Below are 10,417 nucleotides of genomic sequence, written 5' to 3'. Positions count from 1 at the left end.
GGAGATCGCCTCAGGCTTCGAGTTCGGTGTCCCAATAGAGGTAATCGCGCCACGTTTCATGCAGGTGATGCGGCGGAAACGCGCGCCCGTTCACCTGCAGTTCGTGCGCGGTCGGCTGGCGCGGCGCCGAGCGCAGCGCCATGTGCGCCTCCGCCGGCGTGCGCCCGCCCTTGCGCAGGTTGCAGGGCGCGCACGCCGTGGTGACGTTCGCCCATGTCGTGCGCCCGCCGTAGGCACGCGGCACGACATGATCGAAGGTGAGATCGTGCCGCCCGCCGCAATACTGGCAGCTGAATCGATCGCGCAGGAACAGGTTGAAGCGCGTGAATGCCGGGTGCGACGACGGCTTCACATAATCCCGAAGCGCGATCACCGAGGGCAGCCGCATCGCGAAGCGCGGGCTATGCACCACACGGTCGTATTCGGCGACGACCGAGACCCGATCGAGGAATGCCGCCTTGATCGCGGTCTGCCACGACCACAGACTGAGCGGATAATAGGAAAGCGGCGTATAATCGGCATTCAGCACCAGCGCCGGGCAACTTTCCGGCGAAACCGCACGCGCATCGAGAAGTTCGGTCGTATACATCAAGCCCCAGTCCGCATTTTCGCGGACTGCCGGGGCGCTACCCGTACCCTGTCGCACGCAAGGCGGCCGCACCGGCCGTCCGCAACCTTACTGCACGCACCATACAGCGTATTGTGTGTCGCCGCTATGACACCACTTGATCTGGGGTGAGGTCAATGCGCTTTGTGCAGACTGCGCCAAGAATTTCGAGGAGTCCATCATAACGGTCGTCACGCGCTTCGCGCCGAGCCCCACGGGGCGACTGCATTTGGGCCACGCCTTCTCAGCACTCACGGCGTTCCGCTTCGCCGGGGTGCACGGCGGCCGCTTCCTGCTGCGCATCGAGGATATCGATACCGGGCGCTGCCGCGCCGAGTTCGTGGACGGCATTTTCGAAGATCTCGCCTGGCTCGGCCTCACATGGGAGGCGCCCGTGCGCCGCCAGTCTGAACACATGGAGGATTATGCCGCAGCGCTCGCGCGGCTGCAGGCGGCGGGTGTGGTATATCCCTGCTTCTGCACGCGCGCGGACATTGCCGCCGCGGCCACCGCCCCGCACGGCGCGCAGCCGCTCTACCCGGGCACCTGCCGCGCGCTGGATGCGCAAACGCGCGCACGGCGCATGGCGGAGCCGCACGCGTGGCGCCTCGACGTCGCCCGCGCCGCCGCCATCACTGGGCCGCTTTCGTGGCACGACGCAGTGCAGGGCGAGATCGCGGCAACGCCCGAGACGGAAGGCGACGTCGTGCTCGCGCGCAAGGATGCAGGCACCAGCTACCACCTCTCGGTCACTGTCGACGACGCACTGCAGGGTGTTACCGACGTCGTACGCGGCGAGGATCTGTTTTCTGCGACGCACATCCACCGGCTGCTGCAGGGCCTGCTCAGCCTGCCGACGCCGCGCTACCACCACCATCCGCTGCTCACGGGCCCGGAAGGCAAGCGCCTTGCCAAGCGCGACCGCGCCGAGACACTAGCCGAGCTTCGCGCACGCGGCGTTCCGCCCGAGGCGATAAAGCATCAGCTTGGTTTTGCCTGACACGCAGACTTTTGTTAGGCGGTTCGCGCCGGGGGGCGAAAAGAAGGAGATCGACACGTGTGGCGTATCGCGCTCGCCGCTCCCTTTTCCATTGCGGCGGCAACTTCGGCCGCGCAGACGGCCCTGCCCGTCGAGGCGCCCGCCGATCCCCCCGCCGAATCGTCGGCTGAAGACAAACCCACCGAAGGCGTCCTCCCCGCGCCCGTCGCCGAGATGATCCGCGCCGCCGAGCCCGGCCAGCTCGATACGATCGCGGCGCTCGCCCGCCGCACGCAGCCGCAGGCGATGGCGGAGATCGACGCGCTGGTTTCGGAAATCCGTGCCGTGCAGGAGGCCGAGAAGCAGCGCCGCCGGATTCTGGCAACGCAGGGCTTCACAAACGGCTGGGAGGGCGAGGCCGCGCTCGGCGCAACCTTCACCACCGGTAACACCGATCAGCAGGGCGCCTCCGGCAAGATCGATCTCGTGAAACAAGGCCTCACGTGGCGACACCGCCTGTTCGCCGAAGCCGATTTCCAGGAATCGGATGGCGAACGAACCCGCGAGCGTTATGGCGCCTCGTATCAGGCGGATCACCGCTTCAGCCCGCGCTTCTACACCTTCGGCTTTGTTGGCTGGGAAAACGATCGCTTCGCAGGTTTCAGCCGCCGCTTCACCGAATCCGCCGGTTTCGGCTGGATCGCGGCGGAGCGCCCGCGCCTGCGGCTTGCGCTCGAAGGCGGCCCCGCGCTCCGGCAGACGCGTTTCGTCTTCGACGAACTGGAGCCCGATGCCGATCGGAGCCGGAACGAGCTCAGCGTACGCGGCAAAACCAACCTGCGCTGGACCATCGTCGGCGATCTTATCTTCACCGAGGATGCGGGATTCATCGTAGGTAGCGGCAACGACACGCTGTTCGCCAACAGCGCGCTCACCACGAAGCTCGTCGGCAGTCTTTCGACGCGCCTTTCGTTCGACGTGAAGCACGAGACCGATCCGCCCGACGACCGCGTGAAGACCGATACGGTGACGCGCGCCAGCCTCGTCTACAAATTCTGAGCGCGGGCATACGGCAGCGTGACATGCGCGCCGAAACCCGTATTAGTCTCGGGGAATGACCGGACTCGTCATCGCCCTCATCGTGCTTGGCGCGCTCGCGACCGCGGCCGTCCTCGTGCGCGGCATCATCGTGATGGCGCGCGGCAAAGATATCACCGGCCAGCAATCGAACAAGCTGATGAGCTACCGCGTGCTGCTGCAGGGCATCACCGTCGTGCTCGTCATCATCCTCATCATGATGACCCGAAACGGCGGCTGATTTCATGGTCAAGCTCAACAAGATCTACACACGCACGGGAGACGACGGCACCACCGGCCTCGTCGATGGCAGCCGCCGCGCCAAGCACGATGCGCGCGTCGCCGCTTACGGCACCGCCGACGAGGCGAACAGCGCGATCGGCGTCGCGCGGCTCCATGCCGAAGGCGCGGAGGATGCGATGCTCGCGCGCATCCAGAACGATCTGTTCGATCTCGGCGCCGATCTCGCCACGCCAGGAGAGATTACCGGCGCACTCCGCGTCACACAGGCACAGGTTGATCGGCTGGAGCGCGAAATTGATGCGATGAACGCCGATCTGGAACCGCTCACGAGCTTCATCCTGCCCGGGGGATCGGCGCTTGCCGCGCATCTCCACGTCGCGCGCACCGTCGTCCGCCGTGCCGAACGCATCGCCGTGGAAGCGAACGAGACGGATGCGATCGGCGATCTGCCGATCAAATATTTGAACCGTTTGTCCGATCATTTGTTTGTCATGGCACGTCACTGCAACGACAAGGGCAGGGCTGACGTGCTCTGGGTTCCGGGCGCCAACCGGGACGCCTGAACGCGGCCCTTCCCGAACGGGGAGGGCGCATGGCTTCACGAACGGTTTCGGCGCACGCCGCACTCCGCCAGTTTCTCCGCGAGACGCGGCGGCACAGCCTCGATCTCGCCGCGCCGCTTTCGGACGCCGACTCAAGCGCGCAGTCGATGCCGGATGCAAGTCCCGCGAAATGGCACCTCGCGCACACGACATGGTTCTTCGAAACCTTCGTGCTGACGCCACACGTGCCCGACTACCGCGTGTTCGATCCGGCATACGGGTTTCTGTTCAACAGCTATTACGAAGCCGCCGGGCCGCGCCTCCGCCGCGACCGGCGTGGACTCCTGACGCGACCGGCGCTTTCCGAAGTGCTAGCGTGGCGCGCGCACGTCGATGCCGCGCTGGAGCGCGCGCTCGATGATCTGCCGGACGCCGCGCGGGCACTCGTTCTGCTCGGCTGTCACCACGAGCAGCAGCATCAGGAACTGCTGCTGACCGACATATTGCACCTGTTCTCGGAAAACCCCCTCGCGCCCGTCTATGCGGAGGACGCTCCGTTCCCGGCGGCAAACGCCGATGCCCATGATTGGCTGGCGCATCCCGGCGGTATCGTTTCCATCGGCCACGATGAAGATGGGTTTGCGTTCGACTGCGAAACGCCCCGGCATCCCGTGCTGTTGCAACCCTTCGCGCTCGGGTCGCGGCTTGTGACGAACGCCGAATGGGCAACGTTCATCGATGACGGCGGCTATCGCACGCCAACGCTCTGGCTTTCGGACGGATGGGCATGGGTAGAGCGCGATGACATCACGGCTCCGCTCTATTGGCGCCGCGAAGACGGCGGCTGGTCCACGATGACGCTCTCCGGGCGGCAACCCGTCGATGCCGCCGCACCGGCGACACATGTCAGTTATTTCGAGGCCGATGCTTTCGCGCGCTGGGCTGGCGCGCGCCTGCCGCGCGAGGCGGAATGGGAAGCGATCGCCGAAAACACGGCACTTTCCCAAATGTTCGGCACCTGCTGGCAATGGACCCAAAGCGCCTACGCTGCCTATCCCGGCTTCCGTCCGGAGGCGGGCGCTGTCAGTGAGTACAATGGGAAGTTCATGTGCGGGCAGTTCGTGCTGCGCGGCTCTTCATGCGCGACCCCGGCAAGCCACGCTCGCCCCACCTACCGCAACTTCTTCTATCCCCACCAGCGCTGGCAATTCACCGGCGTTCGGCTGGCGAAGGACATTTAGGAACGGATGCGTCATGACGTCAGCAACAGAAGCCCTGCTGAAGGACGATTTCGCGGATGCCGTGGTGCGAGGCCTGTCCCAGCCCCGCAAGGTGATCCCGGCGCGCTACCTCTATGATTGGCAGGGTTCCGAGCTTTTCGAAGCGATCACTACGCTTCCCGAATATTACCCAACCCGCACCGAAACCGGCCTTCTGGATGCGTACGCCCATGAAATCGGCCGGATCGCTGGCACCGGCAAGGTGGTTGTGGAGTTCGGTTCTGGCTCCTCGACGAAAACCCCGGTGTTCGTGGAGGCTGTGCGGGCCGCCGCTTACGTGCCGATCGATATTTCCGCGGACTTCCTGCGCGATGCGGCCGCCGGGTTGGCGCGCCTTCTGCCCGGTCTCGATATCCTGCCGGTTGCGGCGGACTTCACGAAGCCGATCGCACTTCCCCGCGCCGCCCGGGGCCGCCCGATGATCGGCTTCTTCCCCGGTTCCACCATCGGCAACCTCACGCACGCCGCTGCCGTCGACCTGCTGCGCGCGTTCCGCGCCACGCTCGGAGAAGCGCCGTGGCTCGCCATCGGCATCGACCTGCGCAAAAACCCGCGCCTCATCGAGGCGGCGTATGACGATTCCGCAGGCGTAACCTCAGCGTTCAATCTCAACCTGCTGGCGCGCATCAACCGCGAGCTCGGCGGCGATATCCCGCTGGACGCCTTCGAACACTGCGCGCTGTGGAACGACGATCTCGGCCGTATCGAAATGCACCTCGCCGCGACACGCGACGTGCGCTTCCATGCGGCCGGCGAAACATTCAGTCTTCGCGAAGGCGAGACGATCCATACCGAGAACAGCCACAAATACACGATCGAGGAGGCACGCCTCCTCGCGCGCGCCGCCGGATGGCGGCCTGTCCGTTACTGGACCGATGCGCGCGGCCTGTTCAGCCTGCACCTCTGGCGCGGCGGCGCGGACATAATGGAGCCCTGAGCCGCGATTTGACGATGATCTGACGGAGCGTTTGCGGGGCGGCTGACGCTGGCAGCCTAGAAGAGCACGTGTCGGTGGTGGTGGTCGCAGCCGCTGCCGGCACGAAATTCTCCTTTGAAAGTACGAACCGATGCCGTCCGATCTCAAGCGCATTCTCGTTGCCGCCGCGCTTGCCGCCGCCGCGTTCAACGCCACCGCACCTGCAAGCCGCGCTGTCAACATGCCCGGCGCGCCCGCGATGCTTACCGGCGCCGACGCTGCGCCGCGCCTTTTCCTTGCCGAGCACCGGCCGAGCCGGATCCGGATCGGAAAGTGCGCGGAGGAAGAGGATATCCACTTCACCAACCTCCTTGAAATCTGATGTTCACCCTCTTTGTCTCTGGCGCTTTTCTGGCGCCGGACGTAGGCAATGTGGACTGAATCCATCAGGCAGGAGGCAGAAACCATGAGTGTACCCCCGACGATAACGCGCGTTCAGCTCGGCGGCTCCAGCGACCCGACCTTCATCATCAAGGATGGCGGCACCTATTACGTCACCCAGTCGGTCGCCACCTACGATCTTGCGAAGGCGAAGACCGCGCAGGAAAAGACCGACATCGAGAACCTCGTTCGCATCTTCGAGGCCGCGAAGAAGGCCGGCGATGCGGTCGAGGCGGTCAAGCTGCCGAAGGCCAACAACGTCATGTCCTTCCAGCAGACTTGGGGCGGCGACAACTAGAGCGGATCGCCGGCTCGTGATGCACGGTAACGCTGCCGACGCCCGGCGGCGAACGGATGATTATGCCCGACGGCTTCCCGAATGGCTGACGCTGGTGCCGCCCTCGGACCGTTGGCGGCAGGTCGATTCCGCAGTGCTGCTGTCGCAGCTCGGCCCGGTGCTCGATTGGGCAGGCATTACCCGGATCGGTGAGGTCACGCACCTCGATCGCATCGGCTTGCCGGTGTTTCAAGCGGTGCGGCCGATGAGCCGGTCGCTCGCCGTACATCAGGGCAAAGGGCGACGCGAGGCCGACGCGCGCATTTCCGCCGTGATGGAGGCGATCGAGGGGGCTTGTGCGGAGTTGGTGCAGGCAGACGGGCCTTGCTGCCGTTTTGACGATCTTCCCGAAGACGTACGCCTGCCCCGCTTCCTCGACTACGGTGAGGTCCGGCCGAGCCGAACGCAGTGGCCGGACGCGCCCGTCCGCTGGCACGCGGCGGAGCGCTTCCCGGAAGGCGGCCGCATCTTCGTCCCGTTCGATACGGTTTCGGTGGATTTCACCTTCGATGGCGACAGTCCTTTCGCGCGCTCGAGCCTTGGCCTTGGTGCGGGAGCGAGCCTTGAGGACGCCACCGTCGCGGCGCTTCTCGAACGCATCGAGCGCGACGCACAAGCTTGGTGGCTGAAGAGCGGCATGGCCGGGCAGGCGCGCGCGCGCGTCGATCCTGAAACGATCGAGGCGCCGTGGTTCCACGCGCTCACGGAGCATCTCGCGGACCTTGGCATCGCCACTGCCGTATATGTGGTTGAGGGCGCGGGCCGGCTCCCCGTGGTGATGTGCCGTCTCGATGATCCGGGTTACGCGCCGTCGTTTCTCGGCGCCGCGTGCCGCCCCGATCCCGACGACGCGCTGTTCCGCGCCTTTGCGGAGGCAGCGCAGTCTCGCCTCACCATCATCAGCGGTGCGCGCGACGACATCATGCCCGAGGAGCCAACGCAAGCCGGGCACCAGGCACTCGGTGCACCGACGGGTCAAAACACGGATTGGCGCCGCGTGCGCGATGCCTATTCAGCGCGCCCCGGGCTTGATGCGCTGTGCGTGCGCCTTGCCGAAGGCAGCGTACGGAACATGCTGCGCTGCGACCTCTCCCCGCCCTGCCGCAGCGTCAGCGTCGTACGGCTGTGGATGCCGGGAATGCTGGGCGCCGAACAATGCCTTTAAGCGTATACATCGGCCCGACGCTCCCCTCCGCAAATCGTCCCGCTGCCGATACCGTCACATACCTTCCCCCAGCCAGCGCCGGCGACATGCTCGCGCTCGCCAAACAGCCGCCGCACCGCGTGCTGCTTATCGACGGCATCTTCGAAGCGGCCAGAGCGCCGTGGCACAAGGAGATCCTCGTGCTGCTCGCTGAAGGCTTCGATGTGTGGGGGGCGGCAAGCCTTGGCGCGCTCCGCGCCGCAGAGCTTCATCGCTTCGGGATGCGCCCCGAAGGCGCCATCGCGCACGCCTATGCCGCCGGGCGCATTATCGGGGACGATGAGGTGGCGGTGGCGCACGCGCCGAGCGCCTTGGGCCACCGCGCGCTTTCGCTGGCGCAGGTCGACGTGCGCCGAACGCTCGCTGCCGCGCTTCGCGACCGCGTGCTGACAGGGGACGAGGCTCGGCGCCTTCGCACCGCGTCGCACGCCATCTTCTTCAAGAACCGCACGATACCCGGGCTGATCGCTGCCGCCGCAGAGCTGCTACCGGACCGCGCAGAGCGGTTCGCGGCGTGGCTGCCGACCGGCTTCGTTTCGCAGAAGGCTCTCGACGCGCAAGGCGCCATCGCCGCAGCACTCGCCACGCCATTCACCCCCTGCCGTCGCGAGCCGCCGCCCGAAACGCTGTTCCTCAAGCGGCTTCGGGATGAGCGTCCCTGAGCACGGGGCCAAGGTAGGACGAGAATAACGACCAGTGTTCGGGCTTCCGGAACGGCAGGTGCGTGTGCAGCCACGACATCATGTTGCCGTCCGTCATCGGCACGTCGGGCGACCAGATGGCTGCGATGCGCTGCCGCCACGCGGCCGCCATCGCCTGTCCCGCGGGATGCCCGACCGCGCAGCTTGCAAGCACGCCGTAGAGATCGGCGAACAGCGTCGGCTCCACGATCAGGTCGAAGTAGGCCACGGCCTCGTCAGGCCTCCGCTGCATCAGCTTGAGGAAGCCGAGGTCTTCGAAGAAATTGTCGTTGGGCAGCGGATCGAGATCGAGGCAGCGCTGCAGATAATCGCCGCCCTTCGCATGTTCGCCGAGGAAAATGAGGCCGAAGGCTGCCTCCTTGATGCGCTCCGAATGGTAGGGATTAAGCTCCACCGCCTGTTCGAAATGCGCGCGCGCGGCATCCCATCCGCCGCGCCAGAGCTGGCACCAGCCCATCACCGTGTAGCCGTGGATGTGGCCGCGATCGAGCGACAGCGCTGTTTTCGCGAGCTCGAAGGCACGAACCCGGTTCGGCGCCGGATCGATGCCTGCGATCTTGTAGAAATAGTTGGTGTTGTAGAGCCGAATGAGATGCGGATAGGCGACCGCGAGCTCCGGCGCGTCGGCGATCACGCCTTCGAGAAGATCGGCCGCCGCTTTCGCTTCATCGAGCGTGGCCGCCGTCCGCGCACGGTGGCGGGCAACGAGGTAACGGTCGTAGACAGCACCCGGCTGCGCGCGCGGAACGGCATCGCGCTCGACGCGCGGCGTCACCGCACCGATGATCCGATCGACCATCGCATCGATCGCTTCCTGAAGATCGCCCACCTCGATCGACACGGGGTTGGACCAGACGACAGAACGATCGGAAAGGCGCGTCAGCACCGGTGTCACCCGCATGTGCGTGCCCGATTGCCGGAGCGTCGCGGTGAGCGCATAGGCGATCGTTCCTGCGCCGAACATCGCCGCCTCGTCCGACGACGGCATACGGTCTTCCACCAGCACGCGCAAATCCTTGAAGCGGGAGAGGCCGGACAGGACCTCCTCGCGCACACCATCCGCAAGGTGCATCAGATTGCTCGCAAAGCCCGTTTCGACGAAGGGGCACACCAGCAGCAGCGGCGGGCCATCGTGGGCGGGAAGCACTGGAAGCGCGGGCGCTGCCAGCGCAACCGGCTCGGCCACCGGCGCGCTGGCCACGGCGGCAAGCGCGTCGAGCGCGGTGGAGCCCGGCACTGTGCCCAGTTCGGCAGCAAGGTAGTCCCGCAGCTTCTGGAATCGTCGGTGCGCAATCGGTGCCGCGCCGCGCATCGCATCGGCACGCATGGCGAGCACGGTGACCTCTTCGTCGCCCGGATCGCGCAGCAGATAATGATCAGCGATGCGCCGGGCCGACTCCGCATCGCCGGTTTCTATCGCCCGGGTAAGGCCGCGCCGCGCCGCATCGGCAAGCCGCGCATCAAAATCGGCGCGGGCGAGCGTCAGCCACTCGTCATACTCATCACTGACGAACAGCCCGCCGAGCAGCTGTTCCCGCCCCGCGGCTTCGATCGCATCGGCGATGCTTGCAGACGTCCCCGCCATCGCCATCTCGATCTCGGCGATATCGCTCGTCCAGCCATGGCCCAGCGAAACGCTTTCCCGGTCCGAAGAGAGGATCTCGACGCCGGTATCGCCCGCGGCGCTGCGGACTTCGAGCAGGCATTGCCGGAGGCTGCCGCGCGCCTGCGCTTCGCCACGATCACCCCAGAAGAGATCGGCAAGCCGCGCACGCGTGGCCGTGTACCCGCGCGAAAGCGCAAGATACGCAACGAGCGCGCGCGCACGTTTAGAGCGCGGCGTGACATCCGCACTGCCGACGCTGAATCGCACCTCTCCCAGGAGCTGCAAACGCAAATGCACGCCACCGCCGCCCGGCGATGTCTCCCTGTTCACGACCGACCCCGACTGCTTCTTTTTAGAGTTGCACCATTCTGGCACGCGAATTCTTCACGTCAAACGGTCAGTTGCGTGCCTTGGCCGTTGACACATACGTCCCATTGACGCAGGTCGTCGCGCGATCCGGCTCCCAGAAGCCGGCCAGCTTTCC

Annotated in this window: 12 protein-coding genes; 10 read left to right on the top strand and 2 right to left on the bottom strand. The window is 66.0% G+C overall.

The annotated features are described in order from the left end of the window. Nucleotides 1–10: 10 nt before the first annotated feature. Nucleotides 11–589, bottom strand: a complete 579-nt coding sequence (locus tag ACFQ00_RS01590; RefSeq protein WP_381485196.1) for an HNH endonuclease — start codon at nucleotides 587–589, stop codon at nucleotides 11–13. A gap of 196 nt (nucleotides 590–785) precedes the next feature. Here ACFQ00_RS01590 and gluQRS point away from each other — a divergent pair, with 196 nt between their 5' ends. The 10 genes from gluQRS to ACFQ00_RS01540 all read left to right on the top strand — a co-directional run bounded on the left by gluQRS (nucleotide 786) and on the right by ACFQ00_RS01540 (nucleotide 8,288). After that, complete coding sequence (gene gluQRS / locus ACFQ00_RS01585; protein WP_381485887.1) at nucleotides 786–1,607, top strand: tRNA glutamyl-Q(34) synthetase GluQRS; 822 nt, start codon at nucleotides 786–788, stop codon at nucleotides 1,605–1,607. Between the two features lie 57 nt (nucleotides 1,608–1,664). After that, complete coding sequence (locus tag ACFQ00_RS01580; protein ID WP_381485193.1) at nucleotides 1,665–2,645, top strand: DUF481 domain-containing protein; 981 nt, start codon at nucleotides 1,665–1,667, stop codon at nucleotides 2,643–2,645. Nucleotides 2,646–2,700: 55 nt separating this feature from the next. Continuing rightward, nucleotides 2,701–2,904 (top strand): twin transmembrane helix small protein, encoded by a 204-nt coding sequence (locus ACFQ00_RS01575; protein ID WP_381485190.1) that lies wholly within the window; start codon nucleotides 2,701–2,703, stop codon nucleotides 2,902–2,904. 4 nt (nucleotides 2,905–2,908) lie between these two features. Then, entirely contained in the window at nucleotides 2,909–3,469 is a 561-nt protein-coding gene (locus ACFQ00_RS01570) for a cob(I)yrinic acid a,c-diamide adenosyltransferase (RefSeq protein ID WP_381485188.1), read from the top strand. Nucleotides 3,470–3,498: 29 nt separating this feature from the next. Continuing rightward, a complete protein-coding gene (gene egtB, locus ACFQ00_RS01565; RefSeq protein ID WP_381485185.1) occupies nucleotides 3,499–4,689 on the top strand; it encodes an ergothioneine biosynthesis protein EgtB in 1,191 nt (396 codons plus the stop codon). Nucleotides 4,690–4,702: 13 nt separating this feature from the next. Then, entirely contained in the window at nucleotides 4,703–5,665 is a 963-nt protein-coding gene (gene egtD, locus ACFQ00_RS01560; RefSeq protein ID WP_381485182.1) for an L-histidine N(alpha)-methyltransferase, read from the top strand. A 130-nt stretch (nucleotides 5,666–5,795) separates the two neighbouring features. Beyond that, a complete protein-coding gene (locus ACFQ00_RS01555; RefSeq protein WP_381485180.1) occupies nucleotides 5,796–6,026 on the top strand; it encodes a hypothetical protein in 231 nt (76 codons plus the stop codon). 84 nt (nucleotides 6,027–6,110) lie between these two features. Next, nucleotides 6,111–6,383 (top strand): hypothetical protein, encoded by a 273-nt coding sequence (locus ACFQ00_RS01550; RefSeq protein WP_381485177.1) that lies wholly within the window; start codon nucleotides 6,111–6,113, stop codon nucleotides 6,381–6,383. Nucleotides 6,384–6,402: 19 nt separating this feature from the next. Next, nucleotides 6,403–7,587, top strand: coding sequence for a YcaO-like family protein (locus ACFQ00_RS01545; protein WP_381485884.1), 1,185 nt, complete (start codon nucleotides 6,403–6,405; stop codon nucleotides 7,585–7,587). Further along, complete coding sequence (locus ACFQ00_RS01540; protein ID WP_381485175.1) at nucleotides 7,578–8,288, top strand: TfuA-like protein; 711 nt, start codon at nucleotides 7,578–7,580, stop codon at nucleotides 8,286–8,288. The genes ACFQ00_RS01545 and ACFQ00_RS01540 overlap by 10 nt, the downstream gene beginning before the upstream one ends. On the opposite strand, the gene ACFQ00_RS01535 is transcribed toward ACFQ00_RS01540, so the two are convergent. Next, a complete protein-coding gene (locus ACFQ00_RS01535) occupies nucleotides 8,260–10,263 on the bottom strand; it encodes a BTAD domain-containing putative transcriptional regulator (RefSeq protein WP_381485172.1) in 2,004 nt (667 codons plus the stop codon). The genes ACFQ00_RS01540 and ACFQ00_RS01535 overlap by 29 nt on opposite strands. Between the last annotated feature and the right edge of the window lie 154 nt (nucleotides 10,264–10,417).

Origin of the sequence: Sphingosinicella xenopeptidilytica (assembly GCF_042676985.1) — a bacterium.
Lineage (GTDB): Bacteria > Pseudomonadota > Alphaproteobacteria > Sphingomonadales > Sphingomonadaceae > Sphingosinicella > Sphingosinicella xenopeptidilytica.
This window is presented reverse-complemented; position numbering and strand designations above follow the sequence as displayed.

What these genes read in the sequence shown, in the direction of transcription:
- ACFQ00_RS01550 (WP_381485177.1), top strand. Translation starts at nt 6,111, where the DNA reads ATGAGTGTACCCCCGACGATAACGCGCGTTCAGCTCGGCGGCTCCAGC.
- ACFQ00_RS01545 (WP_381485884.1), top strand. Translation starts at nt 6,403, where the DNA reads ATGCACGGTAACGCTGCCGACGCCCGGCGGCGAACGGATGATTATGCC.
- ACFQ00_RS01590 (WP_381485196.1), bottom strand. Translation starts at nt 589, where the DNA reads ATGTATACGACCGAACTTCTCGATGCGCGTGCGGTTTCGCCGGAAAGT.
- egtD (WP_381485182.1), top strand. Translation starts at nt 4,703, where the DNA reads ATGACGTCAGCAACAGAAGCCCTGCTGAAGGACGATTTCGCGGATGCC.
- ACFQ00_RS01540 (WP_381485175.1), top strand. Translation starts at nt 7,578, where the DNA reads ATGCCTTTAAGCGTATACATCGGCCCGACGCTCCCCTCCGCAAATCGT.
- ACFQ00_RS01575 (WP_381485190.1), top strand. Translation starts at nt 2,701, where the DNA reads ATGACCGGACTCGTCATCGCCCTCATCGTGCTTGGCGCGCTCGCGACC.
- ACFQ00_RS01570 (WP_381485188.1), top strand. Translation starts at nt 2,909, where the DNA reads ATGGTCAAGCTCAACAAGATCTACACACGCACGGGAGACGACGGCACC.
- egtB (WP_381485185.1), top strand. Translation starts at nt 3,499, where the DNA reads ATGGCTTCACGAACGGTTTCGGCGCACGCCGCACTCCGCCAGTTTCTC.
- ACFQ00_RS01555 (WP_381485180.1), top strand. Translation starts at nt 5,796, where the DNA reads ATGCCGTCCGATCTCAAGCGCATTCTCGTTGCCGCCGCGCTTGCCGCC.